The organism is Paenibacillus sinopodophylli (assembly GCF_005930355.1).
GTDB classification, from domain to species: domain Bacteria; phylum Bacillota; class Bacilli; order Paenibacillales; family Paenibacillaceae; genus Pristimantibacillus; species Pristimantibacillus sinopodophylli.
In genome coordinates, this window is sequence record NZ_VDBO01000013.1 from 52,325 (window position 1) to 72,464 (window position 20,140).

At 48.2% G+C, this 20,140-nt stretch carries 20 protein-coding genes; 17 read left to right on the forward strand and 3 right to left on the reverse strand.

Annotated features, from left to right (window positions below):
• Positions 1-7: 7 nt before the first annotated feature.
• Entirely contained in the window at positions 8-1,237 is a 1,230-nt protein-coding gene (locus FGT79_RS25840) for an NAD(P)/FAD-dependent oxidoreductase (RefSeq protein ID WP_138755726.1), read from the reverse strand.
• Between the two features lie 92 nt (positions 1,238-1,329).
• A complete protein-coding gene (locus FGT79_RS25845; RefSeq protein ID WP_138755727.1) occupies positions 1,330-2,199 on the reverse strand; it encodes an AraC family transcriptional regulator in 870 nt (289 codons plus the stop codon).
• A 204-nt stretch (positions 2,200-2,403) separates the two neighbouring features.
• On the opposite strand from FGT79_RS25845, the gene FGT79_RS25850 reads away from it, so the two are divergent.
• The 4 genes from FGT79_RS25850 (at position 2,404) to FGT79_RS25865 (ending at position 6,908) form a co-directional block, all read left to right on the forward strand.
• A complete protein-coding gene (locus FGT79_RS25850) occupies positions 2,404-3,576 on the forward strand; it encodes a galactokinase (RefSeq protein WP_138755728.1) in 1,173 nt (390 codons plus the stop codon).
• A 55-nt stretch (positions 3,577-3,631) separates the two neighbouring features.
• Complete coding sequence (gene galE, locus FGT79_RS25855) at positions 3,632-4,621, forward strand: UDP-glucose 4-epimerase GalE (RefSeq protein WP_138755729.1); 990 nt, start codon at positions 3,632-3,634, stop codon at positions 4,619-4,621.
• Positions 4,587-6,242: a UDP-glucose--hexose-1-phosphate uridylyltransferase gene (locus FGT79_RS25860; RefSeq protein WP_138755730.1), complete on the forward strand. Its 1,656-nt coding sequence runs from the start codon at positions 4,587-4,589 to the stop codon at positions 6,240-6,242. Before galE ends, FGT79_RS25860 begins: the two co-directional genes overlap by 35 nt.
• Before the next feature lie 213 nt (positions 6,243-6,455).
• A complete protein-coding gene (locus FGT79_RS25865; protein WP_138755731.1) occupies positions 6,456-6,908 on the forward strand; it encodes a hypothetical protein in 453 nt (150 codons plus the stop codon).
• 206 nt (positions 6,909-7,114) lie between these two features.
• On the opposite strand, the gene FGT79_RS25870 is transcribed toward FGT79_RS25865, so the two are convergent.
• Positions 7,115-7,342: a DUF1128 domain-containing protein gene (locus tag FGT79_RS25870; RefSeq protein ID WP_138755732.1), complete on the reverse strand. Its 228-nt coding sequence runs from the start codon at positions 7,340-7,342 to the stop codon at positions 7,115-7,117.
• A gap of 376 nt (positions 7,343-7,718) precedes the next feature.
• Between FGT79_RS25870 and yyaC the strand changes: the two genes are divergently transcribed.
• The 13 genes from yyaC to tsaD all read left to right on the forward strand — a co-directional run bounded on the left by yyaC (position 7,719) and on the right by tsaD (position 19,615).
• Positions 7,719-8,270 carry a spore protease YyaC gene (gene yyaC / locus FGT79_RS25875; RefSeq protein ID WP_138755733.1) on the forward strand — a complete coding sequence of 184 codons (552 nt, stop codon included), beginning with the start codon at positions 7,719-7,721 and terminating at the stop codon, positions 8,268-8,270.
• A gap of 15 nt (positions 8,271-8,285) precedes the next feature.
• Entirely contained in the window at positions 8,286-9,143 is an 858-nt protein-coding gene (locus FGT79_RS25880; protein ID WP_138755734.1) for an alpha/beta fold hydrolase, read from the forward strand.
• Between the two features lie 33 nt (positions 9,144-9,176).
• Positions 9,177-9,821: a DUF6483 family protein gene (locus tag FGT79_RS25885; protein ID WP_138755735.1), complete on the forward strand. Its 645-nt coding sequence runs from the start codon at positions 9,177-9,179 to the stop codon at positions 9,819-9,821.
• Between the two features lie 67 nt (positions 9,822-9,888).
• Positions 9,889-11,076 carry a class I SAM-dependent methyltransferase gene (locus FGT79_RS25890; RefSeq protein ID WP_138755736.1) on the forward strand — a complete coding sequence of 396 codons (1,188 nt, stop codon included), beginning with the start codon at positions 9,889-9,891 and terminating at the stop codon, positions 11,074-11,076.
• 114 nt (positions 11,077-11,190) lie between these two features.
• Positions 11,191-12,876, forward strand: a complete 1,686-nt coding sequence (locus tag FGT79_RS25895) for a histidine kinase N-terminal 7TM domain-containing diguanylate cyclase (protein ID WP_138755737.1) — start codon at positions 11,191-11,193, stop codon at positions 12,874-12,876.
• A gap of 124 nt (positions 12,877-13,000) precedes the next feature.
• Positions 13,001-14,083, forward strand: a complete 1,083-nt coding sequence (locus FGT79_RS25900; protein WP_138755738.1) for an HD-GYP domain-containing protein — start codon at positions 13,001-13,003, stop codon at positions 14,081-14,083.
• Positions 14,084-14,191: 108 nt separating this feature from the next.
• Complete coding sequence (locus FGT79_RS25905; RefSeq protein ID WP_138755739.1) at positions 14,192-14,545, forward strand: hypothetical protein; 354 nt, start codon at positions 14,192-14,194, stop codon at positions 14,543-14,545.
• A gap of 152 nt (positions 14,546-14,697) precedes the next feature.
• Entirely contained in the window at positions 14,698-15,567 is an 870-nt protein-coding gene (locus tag FGT79_RS25910; RefSeq protein WP_138755740.1) for a YitT family protein, read from the forward strand.
• Positions 15,568-15,656: 89 nt separating this feature from the next.
• A complete protein-coding gene (thiL, locus tag FGT79_RS25915) occupies positions 15,657-16,742 on the forward strand; it encodes a thiamine-phosphate kinase (RefSeq protein WP_138755741.1) in 1,086 nt (361 codons plus the stop codon).
• Positions 16,743-16,762: 20 nt separating this feature from the next.
• Positions 16,763-17,251, forward strand: a complete 489-nt coding sequence (tsaE, locus tag FGT79_RS25920) for a tRNA (adenosine(37)-N6)-threonylcarbamoyltransferase complex ATPase subunit type 1 TsaE (RefSeq protein ID WP_138755742.1) — start codon at positions 16,763-16,765, stop codon at positions 17,249-17,251.
• Complete coding sequence (gene tsaB, locus FGT79_RS25925) at positions 17,248-18,063, forward strand: tRNA (adenosine(37)-N6)-threonylcarbamoyltransferase complex dimerization subunit type 1 TsaB (protein WP_138755743.1); 816 nt, start codon at positions 17,248-17,250, stop codon at positions 18,061-18,063. The genes tsaE and tsaB overlap by 4 nt, the downstream gene beginning before the upstream one ends.
• On the forward strand, positions 18,060-18,548 hold the full coding sequence (rimI, locus tag FGT79_RS25930) for a ribosomal protein S18-alanine N-acetyltransferase (protein ID WP_138755744.1): 489 nt from the start codon (positions 18,060-18,062) through the stop codon (positions 18,546-18,548). The genes tsaB and rimI overlap by 4 nt, the downstream gene beginning before the upstream one ends.
• 2 nt (positions 18,549-18,550) lie before the next feature.
• A complete protein-coding gene (tsaD, locus tag FGT79_RS25935; protein ID WP_246096630.1) occupies positions 18,551-19,615 on the forward strand; it encodes a tRNA (adenosine(37)-N6)-threonylcarbamoyltransferase complex transferase subunit TsaD in 1,065 nt (354 codons plus the stop codon).
• Positions 19,616-20,140: the final 525 nt, after the last annotated feature.

Sequence of the window (20,140 nt, forward strand, 5' to 3'; positions counted from 1 at the left end):
AGTTTCCTTAAACGCTGGTAAGTGAAGGCCGCTCAAGCTTGATGATATCGACCAAAGGATGAGTTTCACCGTGAATTAAACACCCAAGCAGTCCCGCTGCAATCATGCTGTATACGGTACCGTTGCCACCGTAACCTAGACAGTAATAGACGTTGCTCCATGTTGGATCAGCACCGATGAAGGGTAGGTTGTCCCGTGATTCTCCGAAGGTAGCACTCCATTCGAATTCAACCGGCGCCTGCAACTGCGGAAACAGTGCTTTTAGCTGATCCAGCAGCTTTTCACTATGTTTTCTCCTCACCTTGTCGCTATGAATCGGCTGCTCGGTTTCTTCATCTAATCCGCCAACTATAACGCGCCCATCAAGGGTTGTACGCATGTACAGGTAGGGACGCGCCGTTTCCCATACGAGGCAGTGTTCGTGCCAGCTTTGAAGATTCTTTTGAATTTCGGTAACAATCACGAAAGAACGATTCAGATTCGCTTTAATTAGTCTGCCTTTCAACTCTTCCGGCTCGTATCCAACAGCATAGACGACATGCTCAGCTTCAATCTCGAAGCCCTCTGCCGTACGCAGGACGTGCAGTCCGCTAGGAAGCGTATCATGTGCAATAATGTCGGTATTCTCATGGATATCAAGACCGGCATTTGCAGCAGCATCAGCAACGCCGTTCACGAACTGGAACGGATTGATCTCTGCATCGCCATGCGTAACGATTGCGCCTGATTTCCGGAACGGGAAATGGCTCTCAATCTGTTCCGGAGACCAGAATTCTACATCAAAGCCACAAGCCTTTAATGCTGCATACTCCTTCTTCAACTTGGGCAACTCTTGTTCTGTCGAAGCATAATAGAGGCTGCTTCTTCTCTTAAACCCCACGTCGACGGAAAGGCTGCTGGCCGTTTTCTCAAGCGATTCTACTGCAACCTTGCATGCTTTATAAAAAGTTTGCGCATCCCGTTCTCCGATTTGGTCGATTAAATCACAGAGCATAATGTCATTGCAGAACTGAAGCAGACCGGTATTTGCTGACGTACTTCCTCCCGCAACTTGTCCACGTTCCAGCAGAACGGTGCTAAGTCCACTCTTAACGAGCTCGGCAGCGCAAATCGCACCTGACATGCCGCCGCCGATAACAGCAACCTGAACTTTCTTGTTGTCTCGCAGCGGTGGGTATTCCCTCGTATCGTTCAGTGTTACCGGCCAATATAATTTTCCGGTGTACAGCTCCTTCATTGGTCATCACTCCCTATGGGTAGTATTACCCGAATCTGCGAATATGAAGCGAACAGATGATCATACTAGGGTCATGCGGAGGGCGGGCTTAATTAATCAACGATGCTGAGCATCGCATTGCGGTAGGCAGTAGGGGATTGACCGTGAAATCGACGGAATTGCTTGGAGAAATATAGGGCATCCTGCAGCCCGACAGATGCGGAAATTTGTTCAATCGTAAGCTCGGGCCGCTCGCGGAGCATATGCCTTGCTTTGTCAATGCGAAGTTTCAGCAGGAAGGTAACGGGTGATACTCCTGTACGTTGCTTGAAGAGTCTAGACAAATACGCTCTGTTGTAACCGAGCGATTCTGCCATGTCAGCAATGGATACGGGATGGGCATACTGAGTCGTCAAATAATGGATGACCTGTTGTAGAAGCTGATCGCCTTCTGCTTGTCCGCTGCGCATCGAGCCATTGCCAGGTGAGTGCAACAAAGCTTTGTACTCCGCGAGCAGAAGATGAAGATAGCCTGTCGCCTTTATATCGGCGGCTGATTCCCCTCGTCTGAAGGTTTCAAAAATTTGGCGGAACAATGTATGTGTTCGGCGCTTGTCGGGCGTGAATACCACTTTAAGACCATCAATAAATCCAGCGGAGGCAATCAAGCTTGCTGAATGTGTTCCGTTAAAGGCAACCCAGCGGTATCGCCAAGGACATTCGCTGTCGGACTCATAACTGATCAACTTATCAGGCTCAATGAGGAAGGTATGACCTGCGTGTAGCTCATGTCTGTTTCCATCACAAATAAAGTGGCCCTTGCCCTCCAGAACAGTATGCATCAAATAAAAATCGTAAACTTTGGGTCCAAGCCTGTGAAGTGGCTTTGTTTGGCTCTCGCCTGCAAACAGCACGTTAAGCGGCGAGTCCGTACTGCCCTCGATAACTGGATTGGAGGCAACCGTATACATATCCTGTGTCATTTTACTTTACACCTGCTTCATATGGGGATGAAATGGAGAGCGAATGTAGTGTTTACACTATCATATCATGATTAATCAACCTGTGAGAAGTCACATAAATCCATATAAAAAGCACTTGCCGCCATTTCGTTTTTTGCCGGAGTCCCTTATACTGAAGTTGCAAACGATACACACAAAATTGATAAAAAAGGAACGTGATAGCAAATGGCAAACATTGACGCGCTAACACAGCAATTTATACAACAATACGGCGGAGAAGCAGGCGATATTGCCGTATTTCATGCTCCAGGCCGTGTGAATCTAATCGGCGAGCATACGGACTACAACGGTGGTTATGTGTTCCCTGCGGCATTGACATTCGGTACGACTTTGCTTATCCGCAAGCGTACAGATCGTAATCTCGGTCTTGCAACGACTAACTTCCCGACTTTCAAAAGCTTCTCCATCGATTCCATCGTATATGATGATGCGGATGACTGGATGAACTACCCTAAGGGCATCGTCTATGAGCTTCAACAAACCGGCGTGAAATTCAGCAGCGGCTACGATCTGCTCTTCCACGGTGAAATTCCGAATGGTGCTGGTCTTTCCTCCTCTGCTTCTATTGAAGTCGTTACAGCATACGCGCTCCAAACGCTGGAAGGACTTGCGATTGACAAAGTGAAAATCGCTTTGCTCTCACAGAAATCAGAGAATGAATTCAATGGCGTAAACTCTGGCATCATGGATCAATTCGCAGTTGCGAACGGCAAGAAAGATCACGCGATTCTGTTGATGTGCGATACGCTTGAGTACGATCTCATTCCATTTGATTCAGGAAAATATAAGCTTGTTATCGGTAATACAAACAAACGTCGCGGCCTTGTCGACTCTGCGTATAACGAGCGCCGTGCACAATGCGAGCAAGCAGTGGTAGATTTGCAGGCGGCATTCCCAGAGATTACGCTGCTTGGACAAATTAACTTGGAGCAGCTTAATTCAGCTAAGCACTTGATTAAGGATGAGACAGTACGGATGCGTGCTCAGCATGTTGTGGAAGAGATCGACCGCGTATTGCAATCCATCCAAGCGCTTAAAGCGAATGATCTTGCTGGGTTTGGGCAATTGATGAACCAATCACATGACTCATTGCGCGATCTGTATGAAGTAACTGGAGATGAGCTCGATGCTATGGTTGCGGCTGCTCGTCAAGTAAATGGCGTGCTTGGCTCCCGTATGACGGGCGCAGGTTTCGGCGGCTGTACGGTTTCTCTTGTGCATGAAGACAGTATTGACGCTTTCCAAGAAGAAGTAGGCCGCAAGTACAATGAAGCGACTGGCCTCCAGGCAGACTTTTATGTATGTACGATTGGAAATGGCGTAGAACGCCTCGTATAAATCTAGTTGTGTAGGATGCAGCAGTAACTATAGGTATGGAGAGGGGAAATGAATCATGGCGGTTTTAGTAACAGGAGGAGCCGGATATATCGGTTCGCATGCCGTTGCAGCCTTGCAGGAACGCGGAGAAGAGATTGTCATTGTTGATAATTTGCAGCAAGGACATCGTGAAGCATTGCTAGGAGGAAAGCTGTACGTTGGCGATCTTCGTGATGCAGCATTCATGGATACCGTGTTCAAAGAAAATGAAATCGATGCGGTTATTCATTTTGCCGCGAATTCGCTGGTAGGCGAAAGTATGAAGGATCCCGGCAAATATTATCATAACAACGTATTCGGTACATTATGTTTGCTCGAGAAGATGAACGAATACAATGTTCGTAGAATCGTATTCTCGTCGACTGCAGCAACCTACGGCGAGCCGGAGAACGTGCCTATCGATGAGTACGATCGCACGCTTCCAACCAACGCTTACGGCGAAACAAAGCTGGCAATGGAAAAAATGATGAAGTGGTTCGATGTTGCTCATAACATCAAATTCGTATCGCTGCGTTACTTCAATGCAGCAGGTGCACATGAGAGCGGGAAGATCGGCGAGGACCACAGTCCCGAGACGCATCTTATCCCTATCGTGCTTCAAGCTGCGCTTGGCCAGCGTCCACATATCTCGGTATTCGGGGAGGATTACGAGACGCCGGATGGTACTTGTATCCGTGATTACATTCACGTCAGCGATCTAGCCGATGCGCATGTACTTGCAGTAGACCGTCTTCGCAGCGGTGCAGACAGCGCTGTATACAACTTGGGCAACGGAACAGGCTTCTCCGTCAAGCAGGTCATTGACATTGCTCGCACTGTAACCGGGAAAGAAATTCCTGCCGTATTCGAAGCTCGCCGCGCAGGTGATCCTGCCACTCTTGTTGCTTCATCGGATCGCGCCCGCAAGGAGCTGGGTTGGAATCCTAAGCGAGACAAGCTGGAGGATATTATCCAAAGCGCCTGGAGCTGGCATGAGGCGAATCCAAACGGGTACGGTAACAAGTAGGAGCTTGCTTAACGGAAAGGGGCAACAGCAATTGTCTATTCAACAACAAGAACAATCAGCTGATGACGCGCTGATATTAATCGAAAGACTGCTGCAATTCGCATTGCAGCGCAAGCTATTGACTGATCCGCTGGATACGCATGCAGCAAGAAATCAGCTGCTTGATTTATTCGGCTTCACGGAAGCCTATGAAGGGTCAGTCATCGAGGAGCAATTGGACAGCGCGATACCGCTGCTGGAGCCATTGCTTGATTATGGTTTTGCAATTGGCATAATTCCAGACAATACGAATACGTACAGAGACCTTCTGGATGCGCGAATTATGGGCTATTTATTGCCGCGTCCGTCTGAGGCGAATGCAGCCTTTCAGCGTACAGCCAAGGAAGAGGGCCTCAAAGCTGCAACAGATGCGTTCTACGAATTAAACATTGATTCGAATTATATCCGAATGGATCGTATTCGCAAAAATCAATATTGGCTGCACGATACAGAATTCGGCAAGCTGGAGATTACGATTAATCTCTCTAAGCCGGAGAAGGACCCTAAGGAAATTGCGCTGCTCAAAACGCTGCCACCAGCGAAATATCCGAAATGTCTGCTGTGCATTGAGAATGTCGGCTATGCGGGACGTCCAGATCACCCTGCTCGTCAGAATCTCCGCGTCTTGCCGCTCACACTTCAAGAGGAGCAATGGTACTTCCAATACTCCCCTTATGTGTATTACAACGAACACAGCATCATATTCAAAGGCGCACATGAGCCGATGGTTATTTCCCATTCCTCCTTCGCCAGACTGCTTGATTTCGTAGAGCTGTTCCCTCACTATTTCATCGGCTCGAATGCAGATCTGCCGATTGTAGGAGGCTCGATTCTAAGTCATGATCATTTCCAAGGAGGAAGGCATGTCTTCCCTATGGAAGCCGCATCTACGGATGTCCTGTATGTGGATCCTAAGCTGTCAGGCTTGCGCTTCGGCATCGTGAACTGGCCGATGTCAGTTGTACGTATCAATGGTTCATCGAAAGCAGATGTGCATAGTGCAGCTTGCCGGATACTGGATGAATGGCGAGCATACAGTGATGAAGAGTCTGACGTATTGGCGTTCACAGAAGAAGCAGACGGGACTCAGACACCTCACAATACGATTACGCCGATTGCTCGTTTACGAGACAACGGAGAGTACGAGATCGATTTGGTCCTTCGGAACAATCGTACGAGCACAGAGCACCCAGACGGCATCTTCCATCCGCATAAGCATCTACATCATATCAAGAAAGAAAATATCGGCTTGATTGAAGTGATGGGGCTGGCTGTACTGCCAGGACGGCTTAAGGATGAGCTGGGTCAAATCGCGGGCTATCTGACGAGTGCTTCACAAGAAGATCCAACTGCCCTTCATGCTGCAGATCATCCGCTTCATAACCACGCATCATGGCTGACATCGCTCATCGAGCGCTTCGGCACGGCTAACACAGCCGAGCAAGCCAAATCAATTGTGGAATCCGAAACAGGCGGCAAATTTCTAGATGTCCTTAAGGATGCAGGGGTGTACAAACGTACTGAAGCGGGTACTGCTGCATTTGAGCGGTTTTTAACATCAATCGGACTGCAAAGAGCATAGATAAGATACGCCTCCACCCCCTCTTCACGCTAGATGAGGGAGTGGAGGCTTTCTTCTATAGGCAGTACTTTTGATTGTTAATGCTATAATTACGAATGTGAGTTTATATTAATTTGTAAAGTGACAAAATTTATGGTATTTTTTATATGATAAACAAAGCAATGAGTATTAATATTTTTATAACTCTATAAACTATTTATCGGAGGGGTCAATATGTCCGAAAAAATGCTGCCGCTGGACGATTTCTTGCAGCTTAGTACTGATGAGCAAGTAGAAAAGCTTAAACGCTGGAAGATGGACTATACGCTGAAGGATATACGCGAGGCATGGAATTTCAAGCACTCGGCGCAGTACTATATGCTGCTGAAGAAGCTGCGTATTTATGAAAGAGTCGTGAACAAATCAGATAAGTTTTATCCGGTTCAAGAGCAATTGATTGCTCGTGCTAACGCGGCGGGAGAGCGTGGCTGGTCAGGTCAAAGTGCACTGTTAGAGCGCAAGCTGCCTGCTGACAGCTTTGACTATCACTTGAACACGACACTAAGCGGGCCGGAGCTTGCTGACAAGCTAGAGCGTATTGCTCATTTTCTTAAAGGTGAACATAAAAACGTTTCCATTAAGCTGTCGATCGTTGGAGCAGAATTGGAAGAGGAAGCACAAGAGTAGTTTGGACAAGCGTAAACGACTGAAGCCATCCTATGGCGGCTAAGCTAACGTTTCGCTTAGAAATATAGAGAAAGCTGGCCAAATGAAATACTTTCCTATATTTTTGTGAAAAGAACCGAGCTCGGCGCAGTTGCCAGGCTCGGTTCTTCTTTTGTTGTATTTTGCAAATAAATGTCTGATACTGGAATATTTTGTTTGTTAAAAAGTTATTGGCTGCGTAGTCTGCCAAGCTCGGATACTAAAGCTTCAACTTCGCTAATGCTGAATTTCTCCTTGGAGTCGACAACCTCGTACAATTCTTTTATGTCTTCATACTTGCCAAGGTCGAAATTGGAAGCTTGCATAGCGGCGGCGGAAGCCATTTTGAGTTTTGTTTTGATTACTTCGATCATAAACGCGACGTTCTCTTGTGTAGGCTGGTCTAAATTAGTCATGGAGTGCCTCCTGAATGAAATTCGAGACGAATTAGGTCTCGGTGTATGCGATATTCGTTCAAATATAAGAATTTATAAGTTTGTTAGCTTATAAAGGGCTTATATTTCACCGTCAAAGCTGCTTCAGCATCTAAAGGACGCCGAAGATGTTTTTGCTTGAAATATAGGAGAGTATATCATATTTCCAACTTTCTCTATATTTCTCGGAATGAAATGCGCTGCGCCTCCAAAGGACGCCGACAGCCGTTTCACCTTGGCTTATGCTTTGTTGCAATTGTATCATGTTTCAAGTAGGAATGACCACAAATTGAACAGTCACTTAAAATTGGATACAATTAAAAACAGGAATGAATAGCTTGGATTACAGGGCAGGTGCTTGGAGACGGAACAGTTAACGGAAAATGAAATAGAACGATTTCTTGCATCCATTGCAGCTAAACATAGTGATGTAAGCCGCGTAGTGTTCGTATGTATCGGCAGCGATCGTTCATCGGGTGACTCCTTCGGTCCCCTGGTAGGCAGTATGCTGGCAGAACGAGGTTGGCAGAATGTCATTGGAACGCTTCAACAGCCATGCGATGCACATGCCGTTGAGCAAGCTGTGCAAGCCATACCGAAGGAAGCAACGGTCATCGCAATCGACGCTTGCTTGGGAAAACCGTCCTCAATAGGACGGTTTCTGATAGAGGAGGGCCCGCTTCAACCGGGAAAAGCAATCGGTCGCAGACTGCCGCCAATCGGGCAGTTCAGCATAGCGGGTGTTGTTAACGCTAACGGCCCGAAGGCTTACTGGATGCTGCAGACAACCTCGCTCTACCAAGTGCTGCGTATGGCGCGCGAATTAGCAGATGCCATCGGATCAGCGTGGGAGAAAAATACTAAGCAGCAGGGAACAATTGAAAATGAATTGCAAATTCCAATTGTATAAAGGAGCATGAATGACATGAGCAAAGAAGAGACAGTTGAAGTGTATTCAATCGCACAACGTAAAGTATTGCTTAATAATGGTATTGAGCTTGCGTATTATGACTCTCATCCTCATGATGGAGGAGCGGAAGATGGCATAACGAAGGTGATCGTCTTGCTTCACGGTTATTGTGGAAGCTCCGCCTATTGGGAGCAGATCGTAGAGGAGCTTGAGCAGTCCGTCCGCATCATTGCACCAGACGCACGCGGGCATGGCAGAAGCTCGGCACCTGAAGAAGAAGTTTACACGATGGAGAAATACGCAGAGGATGTTGCGGAGTTGCTCATAAAGCTGCAAATCCATAACGCCGTGCTGCTTGGTCACTCTTTAGGCGGTTATATTACCTTGGCATTTGTCGAGAAATACGCCAAGAAGCTATCAGGCTTCGGACTGATACACTCAACTGCGCTTCCAGATGGTGAAGCTGCCAAAGATAATAGAGATAAAGCGGTAGCAGCGTTAGAAGAAAATGGCGTGCAGTCATTCGTTGATGGACTGATTCCCAAGCTCTTTGCTGCTGTGAATCTCGAAGCGATGCAAAGTGAAGTGAATCGCGGCAAGCAAATTGGCTATGGTACTTCACTTAACGGTGCAATTGCTACAGCTAAAGGGATGAAGGTTCGACCAGATCGAAAATTTGTTATTGAGCAGTCTGAGCTTCCTGTGCTTCTCGCAGCAGGGACGCATGATAAAGTCATTCCGCTGGAAAGTGTTTTTGCAGCAACTAATGATTGGGTTACGAAGGTGGAGCTGGATAGCTCCGGTCATATGGGGATGGTTGAGCAGCCGCGAGCGTTAATTACGGCGATTCTCAACTTCGTGAACCAACGTTAAGCGATAGCCTGCAGCAGGGAGAGGGGAAGCCATATGTTTCAACGGGATTACTTCATGCGGATGATTGAACAGATGACAGAAGCAGTAGGCCAGATTTTGAATCTAAGACGTGAGCGCAAGCATGAGGATGCGCTGCTGTTCATCGACGAGCTGCTGGATAATAAGTTTCGTTTGAGCAGCAAGCTGATCCGCTCCTTATCCGATGAGGATTTAATTCAAATGATGACGACGAACGGGGTTTTGGAAACCGACCATTTGCAAGCAATTGCCATGCTGATGAAACAGGATGCGGAGATTAACGCTGATCTCGGGCGCGAGGATGAGAGCTTCTTTGCTTATTTGAAGGCTCTGCACCTCTCTGTGAGGTTAGTTCTGGCAGAAGCTGAGGCGACGTTCGCCGATCCGCGGGAAATGGTAAGAGAGCTGATGGAGAAGCTCCTTCCATATGAGCTGCCTCCTAAGTCCAAGCGTCTACTCATTGAATGGCATATGGAGGAAGGACGATTCGACTCAGCAGAGAATCTCATGTATGAGCTGCTTGAGGATCATATCCTATCCCAAGCCGAAGCAGAGGCGTTATACAGACGAATGCTGCTTCAAGCAGATGAACGGCTGGAAGCGGGCGGACTGCCGCGCGAGGAGATTAAGCAAGGTTTGGCAGAATTGATAGATAAATAATCGATTGTAACCAGCTGGGCGCGACGCTGCGCTTAGCTTGAATAGAGGCTAGGAGTGAGACAGCATCATGACAGAACAATGGCAGCAAGACATAGCTGGCTGGATCAGCGGCAAAGAACTGCTGCAAGCATCGTTAAGCCAGCCTAAGCGCAAGGATGGAACGGCGGCTCCCAAAACTATCGTTCGTCCCATCGAGATGAAGAGCGGGCTTCATTATCAATTTGAATATCATTTCGCTAATAAAGTAACGCATGATAACCTTGCAGCTAGCGAGGCCGGAGATCGAATGATTGCCTTGCTGCAGGATCAATATAGGCAAGCGTTGATTAAGACAGTAGAAGCAGATGTGCAGCTGCTCTTTAGCAAGAAGGGTAAAGCTGCAATCTTGAAGAAGCCGCCGACCGGTGATGCGAAAAAAAACGTTCAACAGCATAACAGACAGAAGCAGCGCGTGCTTGCCGAAGGAAAAGCTGCGCCATTCCTTGTCGAGCTGGGCATCATGACTCCCGAGGGGCTCGTCCATGCGAAGAAGCAGGACAAGTATAGGCAAATCAATCGCTTTCTTGAAATGGTGACAGATGTGCTTGCTTACCTGCCTAAGAACAAGGAGCTTACGATCGTTGATTTCGGCTGCGGCAAATCGTATTTAACTTTTGCTTTGTATCATCTGCTTGCGGTGGAGCAGCAGCGGAATATCCGCATTATCGGGCTTGATCTGAAAGCGGACGTGATTGCCTTCTGCACGGAGCTTGCTGAGAAACTGGGCTATGACAAGCTGCGGTTTCTGGTTGGCGACATAGCGGAGTATGAGGAACTGAACGAAGCGGATATGGTCGTCACGCTGCATGCCTGCGATACAGCAACGGACGCAGCGCTGGCTAAGGCTGTTAACTGGGGAGCATCGGTCATTATGTCGGTTCCATGCTGTCAGCATGAGCTCTTCAAACAGGTGAGCAATGATGTTCTATCTCCGTTGCTCTCTCAAGGCCTACTCAAGGAGCGATTCTCGGCACTTGCTACGGATGCTGTACGTGGAACTTTGCTGGAGGTGCTTGGCTACAAGGTGCAGATGCTGGAATTTGTAGATCCAGAGCATACACCGAAAAACTTGCTCATTCGAGCGGTAAGATCGGAGCACCTTGAGCCTTCTGTGAAGAAATGGGAGCAGTATAAGCAATTCCGCCAATTTCTAAATCTTTCACCCTCCTTGGAGCATATGCTTGCTGAACGATGGCCAGAGGTCGATTCTGATTAAGACGGGGCAAAACGATCGTTAAACTTTGAGATTTTTGAGGTTAAGCAATTGTCGATAGAATTAACATTTGATACAATGGAAGAAGATGGCTATCAAATGAATGGGTGAACCGTAATGGAATGGATGATCTGGCTCGACTTTAGTATGTTTCTAGTGCTGCTCGGCTTGTTTTTCTACGTGTTTGCCGCTAGAACCGTTACGGTACTACATAGGATATACCTTTTTCTACATGTCGTTTTTATGAGCTGGACGTTCTCTCAATTCGTATCGCAGACTGTGTTGTCTGAGAGCTTCAGGCTATTCTATCTCTCTGTTTCGTATATTGGACTCTCACTGCTCGGACTGGGCTGGTTTGCCTTTATTCTCTTTCTGACCGGTCAATCGTATGTCATAAGGAAGAATCGGCTTTTCGTTTTGGCCATTCCTGCGCTTATATCTGTCGCAGCGGTAATCGCAAATCCGAACGGCATGTTTTTGAGCATCAATTCAGACTTGACTCCGCTTAAACAGCTTCAGCATGGTCCGCTGTATTGGATTATGATTGTACAGCTTATTCTTTATGTTTCGGTGTCGTTTGTTATTATGTTTCAGAAGCTGCGCGAAGAAAATTCTGATCGGCAACGCATGGTTATCAAGACAGCTATGAACGGTATGATCGTATTGGTTGGATTCGCGCTACTGGATCTGCTCATTAATATCGCCCTTATTGAGGAGATCAACCGGTATGTGCCGCTCATTTCAGTTGGTATGGCTTTTTCTGCCATTTATTTGGTTAACGCTATTCGAAGACACAAGGTGCTCGATATTATTCAAACCGTCCAGAGGGATGTGATGAATACCATGTCGATGGGCATTATCGTGTTGGACGAGTACGATATTATTATTGAGCTGAATAAGATCATTAAACCGATCTTCCGAGTAAGGATCGGTGATAAATTTACTCCGGCAATTCTAGGCCCGCAATTTAAGGGGGAAGCAGCAAGAGAGTTTTCCGCGTTTTTTGAGGAGCAGCGTAAGCGCCCTCTTGAGCGAATAGAAGTAGAAATTGCGATATCTTATGATAAATACCGCCATATCATCGTGCAGTCGGCTCCTATTCTTAACCATAAGAAAATACCTGTTGGCAGGGTGTTGACCTTCCAGGACGTGACTGAGCTTCGATTGCTGGTAGAGGAGACGAACAGTCAGAATGAGCAGCTGCATGATCGCAACCGTGATTTGCTTATTATGCAGGACGAGCTGTTCCAGGCGAATAAGAAGCTGGAGCATATGGCAATTACCGATGGTTTGACGGGCTGCTTCAACCGCCGTTATCTGCTGCATCAATTGGAGCTAGAGGTGATTGCCAACATTCGATATGGCATCCCGTTTTCTATATTCTTATTCGATCTTGACCATTTCAAATCGGTTAACGATAAATACGGACATTTGATCGGCGATGAGGTGCTTTGCGGTACCGTCGATGCCGTTCGAGGCGCACTACGTTTTACGGATATACTGGCAAGATACGGCGGTGAGGAATTTACCGTGTACTTGCCGCATACGAACCGTGATCAGGCGGATCTGATCGCAGAGCTTCTGATGGAAGCTGTCGAGCAGAACCAAATCAGTACGGGAATCGGCGAGCCGCCGGTATCGGTTACAATCAGTATGGGCGTCATTTCGATTGAGCATTTCGAGCCTGCTGATCTGGATGATCCGAAAGCCTTCCTGCGAGAACTGCTTGCACAAGCGGACGCCGCACTGTATGAAGCCAAATATAACGGACGCAATCGAATCGTGAAACGTAAATTAGCCTAGAAGTCTGAACATGTTGTTCAGGCTTCTTTCCAATGGTATCGCCGTAGTCAGTCGAACATAGTTCTGTTAAAATAGAGGCTATCTGATTACAAGCTCTAAACTATCGAAGGCGGGAACTAATCTAATGAGAAAAGTACAGATTGGAATGGTCAAGCCGGGAGACAAAGTGGCTAAACCTATATTTCAGGAGAACGGAAACGTACTTCTAGGAGAAGGGGTAGAGCTGAATGATCGTTACATCGATCGATTGTTTAACTTAGGCATTGACTTTCTATTCATAGAGGATGGCATGACGGAGGATATTATTCCAGAGGATGCCATTCGAGACGAAACGCGGAAGCAAGCAGTGGATACTATTTATAAAACGATGAACTCCTTCAAAGATCAGAACGTATCAAAGAGTCGTACTATTGCACCTGATATGGGTCGGAATTTCAGAGCGGTGTTCGGTCAGATCATGCAGGATCTAGCAACAAGACCGAATATGCTCGTTAATTTATCAAGTATTCATGCGATGGATGGCTATTTGTTTCAGCATTCGTTTAATGTAGCGGTACTCGCAGGTATTATGGGAATAGCTAAGGGGCTTAACCGCAACCAGCTTGAAGAACTGGGAATAGGTGCTCTTCTCTTCGATATTGGCATGACCAAGGTGCCAACGAAGTTGTTGAATCAAACGAAGCCATTCACGGCGGAGGAGCGGACGATTGTCCATGCACATGCGAAGGACGGCTTCGACATTCTGCGGAAATATCATGATATTTCAATCGTTTCTGCCCATTGCGCCCTTCAGCATCATGAGCGTTTTAACGGATCAGGATATCCGCGTGGACTGAAGGAAAACGATATTCATATGTTCGGACAAATTGTAGGTTTAGCGGATACGTTTGACGCATTGACCTCTCCGCGGCCGTATCGTAAGAGATACACAGCGAGCGAAGCGATCGAGTTTTTGTTTGCAGCAGGAGGAACTTTTTTCGATCATGAGCTGATAAAGCTTTTTTGCCGGCATATATCGATTTATCCCGTTTCCACATCGCTGCTACTGAGTACGGGACAAGTCGGCGTCGTGACAGAAAACAATGAGCTTGCTGTGCACCGTCCGCGTGTACGCATCATCATGGAGGCGAATGGATCGATGCCCGCTTCTCCTTATGAACTGGAGCTGAAGGATGAGCTTCATATTACTATCGTCAAGGAACTATAAACGAAACGGAAGAATCGATTAAAAATTAGGCATTGTTCGTAGGGTCAAGACCATACCAAAGCTTGCAATCTCGCATATTTTAATATAGATGCGGGAAGGAGTGATAGTATGGGAAATCGAGCAAAGCCCCCTTTGTTTAATCCGAAAAACGTAGATAAAATCAAGTTGAAAAAAACGACAGTAGGCAATCAGCAAAGTGGTCCGACCTTTAACCGTTTGACCGTGTTGTGGGTAGATAACAGAGGTGTGCCATTCAACACAACAGGCTTTAATGCTGCGTTATTCAGAGGAAATACGCTTATTCAAACAGCGTTCTTCGATCGGTTTGGGGTCGTGTTTTTTAGTGCCATTTCGACATTGACGACAGTAAGCTATACCATTCAGGTTTATGATAGCTTCGGTAGAGTATACCGGACGAAATCGATACCTGCGGGTGTAGAAGCGTTCGCGGTTATCGGATAACTGGAATGATAGAGAAGCCTTTCATCCCGGCAGTGCGCTGCTTAGGGGATGGAAGGTTTCTTTTTTATAATAATGCTAGACTTACTTTATATCTGATAGCGTTTAAGGTAAAATAATGAGAAAAAGAGCTAGCAGGGGAAGTGAGTTCACGTATGGGTACTTTACAGCACCACAGGCTATCGAAGCTCGAGGTTCTCAAGAGGGTGTTGTTTATTACGCTAGGTGCTGCATTGGTAGCGGTTGGGCTGGAAATTTTTCTAGTACCCAATCATATTATTGATGGCGGTATCGTCGGCGTATCGATTATGGCATCCCATTTGTCATCACTGCCGCTCGGAATTTTTCTTTTCATATTGAACCTGCCTTTCCTGTTTCTCGGCTATAAGCAAATCGGCAAAACCTTTGCGATTTCGACTTTGTATGGCGTAACCGTCATGTCAATCGGGACGGCTCTGCTTCATCCAGTGCCTCCGCTCACGGTAGAGCCGTTCTTGGCCGCTATATTCGGGGGAGTGATTCTGGGTATCGGTGTCGGCATGGTTATTCGCTTCGGTGGTTCTCTTGATGGGACGGAGATCGTGGCGATTCTGTTTAATAAGCGCTTGCCATTCTCCGTTGGCGAGACGGTTATGTTTTTTAACTTATTTATTCTTGGCAGTGCAGGCTTCGTATTCGGCTGGGACCGGGCGATGTTTTCGTTGATCGCTTATTACATTGCGTTCAAAGTAATTGATGTGACGATAGAGGGCTTCGATGAATCGAAGGCCGTATGGATCATTAGTGAGGAAGCGAAGGAGATCGGCGCAGCTATTATGAGCCGGCTTGGTCGCGGCGTTACTTATTTGCACGGAGAGGGCGGCTTCACAGGCGGAAGCAAACGCGTTATTTTCTGTGTCATTACAAGGCTTGAGGAAGCGAAGATGAAATCGATTGTCCATGAGCTCGATCCTGTTGCGTTTCTTGCCGTTGGCAATATTCACGATGTGAAGGGCGGACGGTTTAAGAAACGCGATATTCACTAATGATGATAGTAGAGCTTATGAATAGACGATAAGCCATGGCTGCACATAGGGCTTAAGTTTGCGGCTTTGGGTTGAAGGGGAACAGTGGTTTGGATGAGTTCGCAAGTATACGTCATTGGACTGCCGGCAGGCAGCAGCAAGCGTGGCAGCAGCAGCGCGGAGTCGTTATGGGTATCGGCGACGATACCGCTGTCGTCGATGCTGCTTATGCGGAGGACGGCGTAGCCTCGCCGAAGCGGCTCCTGCTGGCGGTCGACACGATGGTGGAGACCGTCCACTTCAAGCAGTCGACGATGCGGGACGAGGATGTCGGCTATAAGGCACTTGCGACGAACATCAGCGATATCGTCGCGATGGGAGGCGTGCCCTTGCATGCGCTCGTCTCGGTCAGCGTGCCGCCCACGTATACGTCGGAGCGGATGCGCAGGCTGTACGACGGGCTGTACGAGTGCGCCGAGCGCTACGGGGTTGCCGTTGTAGGCGGCGATACGACGTCGGCGCCGGGGCAATTGGTTGTCGCGGTAACGCTAACGGGAACCGTGGAAGCGGGGCGAGAGCTGCGACGTTCGGGTGCGCAGCCGGGCGATGCGGTGTTTGTGACCGGCGCAGCCGGGATGTCGGCGGCGGGGCTGCATGTGCTGCTGGCGCACGAGCAGCAATCGGGTGAGCTGCTGCAGCCGAAGGACTTCAGCCAGACGCGAGAAGCACAGCTTGTACAAGCGCATCAACGGCCGGAGCCATCCGTTCGTGCCGGCCGGCTGCTGCTTGAGCGGGGAACCTGCCGCTCCCTTAACGATGTCAGTGACGGCCTTGCCAGCGAAGCATGGGAAATTGCCGAGGCGTCGGGCCTTCGTCTTGTTCTGAGTGAGGCGCTGCTGCCTAGAAGCGGCAGCATGGCGGCCTATGCTTCAAGTGTAGGTATCGACCCGCTTGAATGGATGTTATACGGGGGCGAGGATTACGTGCTGCTTGGCACGATGGATCGTGAAGATGTGGAGCCTATGCGGGCTGCTTTTCATCAAGAAGGCATCCCTTTTTTTATTATTGGAGAAACCGAAGCAGGCGAGCCTGCCGTTACGCTCATAAGCAGTAATCAGTCCTATGGGGATGCGCTCGGATCAGCTCAGTCAGGCAGAAGAGTAGAGCTTCAGAAGCGTGGATACAATCATTTCTAGTTATGAATGGGTGAACAAGCATGGAGCAACAGATTGATCAGGCCATATGGCTCGCACATACGGAGCAGGACACGGTTGCTTTGGCCGAACTGCTTGCCGATTGGGTGAAGCCAGGGGTAATACTGACATTAGATGGAGATTTAGGCGCTGGGAAAACCAGGTTCTCCCAAGCCTTTGCGAAGGCCATCGGCGTGAAGGGTGTTGTGAACAGTCCAACCTTTACGATTATTAAGGAATACGAAGGGGAGAAGCTGCCCTTTTACCATATGGATGTATACAGGCTGTCACAGGATGAAGCGGATGAGCTTGGTTTGGATGACTATTTTTTTGGTGATGGGGCAACGATCGTTGAATGGGCAAGCTTGATCAAGGAACTGCTTCCCGCTGAACGAATGGAGCTGTTTATCGAGCACTTAGGCGATGAGGCTCGCCGCATACGACTAACCGGCTTCGGCGAGCAGTACGCAAGCTGGTGCCGGGCTGTACAAGAGATAGGAGCAGGCAGATGACAACGGAAAAGAAGGGCCAAGCAGGTATAATATTGGCACTGGATACATCAACGGCTGCTATGGCAGCAGCTATTGTGAACGATCAAGATGTACTTGCCGAAATACAAACATTAGCCGAGCGGAACCACTCGGTACATGTCGTATCGCATATCAAGCAAATGCTGAAGGAAAGCGAAATAAACGAATCAGACATCGAAGCACTGGCTGTCGGGAACGGACCGGGCTCATATACCGGAATGCGCATTGCGGTTTCTGTAGCGAAGACGCTTGCTTGGGTATGGAATAAGCCACTAGTGGGCGTATCAAGCTTGGAGGCACTCGCTTATGGTGCTTGGCATCAGCATTTGGATGCAAATGAGACGACATATCGCGAGGCAGAGGACGAACATTGGGTGCTCCCAATCATGGATGCGCGGCGAGGACAGGTCTATTCATCCGGCTTCGCACTTACGGGACAAGTGGAATGGAGTCGCTGGCTTGATGATGGCATCCGGCTTATGAAGGACTTTGTTAATCAAGTGGAGCAGCGTTTGTCAGAGCAGAACGGCAAGGTGCGGAGTATTTCTTTAGTAGGGGATTTGTCTCTTCATGAACAAGAGGCTGTGCGATTGCAGCAAATCGGAGAACTTGCAGGCGTTGCCGTTCGGCTGCAGCCTTTTATCCAAGAGGGGCAATGGATTGCTAAACTTGGCCGCATTCGGCTGGCTGCAGGCTTGACGGAGGACCCGCACACTTTTATACCTAACTATACCCAGCTTACCGAGGCAGAAGTCGTCTGGAAAGCGAAGCAGGAGGGTGAAGCGAAGCAATGATAGCAGATGTGAACGAGCTTATTTATCGTGCGATGACGATGGCGGATATTCCAGCTATCGTTGATATAGAGCATGAGGCTTTCTCAAGTCCATGGACGGCTGAGGCCTTTACGAATGAGCTTATGAACAACATGTTCGCGCGATATATGATCATGGAATACGAACGCCAAGTTATTGGATATGGAGGCATGTGGATCATAATGGATGAAGCGCATGTCACTAATATTGCGGTAAGAGCGGATTTCCGCGGTCAAGGCCTCGGCAGCTGCCTGCTCTTGGAGATGCAGCGAACGGCTGTATTTTTTGGCGCAGCCAAAATGACGCTAGAAGTGAGACCTTCCAATGAGGTGGCGCAGCAGCTATACCGCAAATACGGCTTTGAGCCTGCCGGTATTCGTCCAAGGTACTATTCAGACAACAATGAGGATGCGCTTATTATGTGGGCAGAGCTCGACCAAGTGCGGTTGAAAGCAGGGGAACAATGATTGTGACGCAATTAGAAAACACAGACAGTATACAGCCAAAGGGCGATATTATACTGGCTATTGAAACGAGCTGCGACGAGACGTCGGCAGCCGTTATTCGCGGTGGGAAGCAAATATTGTCTAATGTGGTATCTAGTCAGATTGAAATACATGAGCGGTACGGAGGCGTGGTTCCGGAGATTGCCTCGCGCAAGCATGTGGAAGTAATAACGATGATTATTGAGCAGGCGATCAAAGAGTCAGGGCTTACGTTAAAGGACATGTCAGCGATTGCTGTGACGCAAGGCCCCGGTCTTGTCGGTGCTTTGCTTGTAGGCATTGTTGCAGCTAAGAGCCTCTCGATGGCACTCGATATTCCACTTATTGGAACCCATCATATCGCGGGACATATCTATGCGAATGAGCTTGAGCATACCATCGTCTATCCATGCATGGCGCTGGTCGTTTCTGGCGGGCATACGGAGCTAGTGCTTATGGAGAGTGAGGGCAACTTTCAAGTCGTTGGTCGGACTAGAGATGATGCGGTCGGCGAAGCTTATGATAAGGTTGCTCGTGCACTTAAGTTGCCCTACCCAGGTGGGCCTCATATTGATAGACTTGCTGTTGAAGCGGAGCATACAATCAATTTGCCGCGAGCGTGGCTGGAGGCAGACAGCTATGATTTCAGCTTCAGCGGCCTGAAGTCGGCTGTACTAGCTGTCATTAACCAGCATAGAATGAAGGGTCTGGATCTTGATGAAGGTGCGCTCGCGCGCGGATTCCAAGAGTCGGTAACCGAGGTGCTTGTCACCAAGGCTCTGCGCGCAGCCTTGCAATATGGGGCGAAGCAGCTGCTTTTATGCGGTGGAGTTGCCGCAAACCGAGGTCTTCGTGCCGCTTTGACGGCAAAATGTGAGTCGAATCGAATACCGCTATTGATTCCTTCGAATGTGCTGTGTACGGATAATGCGGCCATGATTGGTGCCGCAGCTTATCTGAAGCTTAAACGTTCACAATTCACGGATCTGGATTTGAAAGGCGACCCGGGGTTTTCACTAGAGAGCTGGTCAGTCAATCATGCTGATTAAAAAACTTTGGAATAAGAATTGACAGACTATTTCGAAGCGCATATAATAAGCAACAATACTTCACAACTTCAATCTCATACGTAATAAACGCAAAGAACAGGAACAGTAAAGCTTGTCCGGGAATGTCGGCAGCGCGACATGAATGAGTAATATTCATGAACCGCATCGGCACAGAGAGCTGCGGGTTGGTGCAACGCAGTCGATGGATGCTTGAAGCTCACCTGGGAGCGGAACAATGGAAACGGTGGCGGCAGCTCACGAATTGCCAATAGCCATGCAGGTACATTGTTACGGTTAACCGCCGTAATCGGGTGCATGTGAGTCAACATCCGGAGTTGGCCATATGCTTAAGTTGGGCGTCCCTGCTTGTTTACAAGCGTATGGGAGTCAACAAGGGTGGTACCGCGCGGGTCTTTCATAGCCTGTCGTCTCTTGATTCAAGAGATGACAGGCTTTTCTTGTTGTCTATGAAGTGAAGGTATTGGCCTTTTGACGATTAAGATGCAAACAACATAGAGTGGAAAC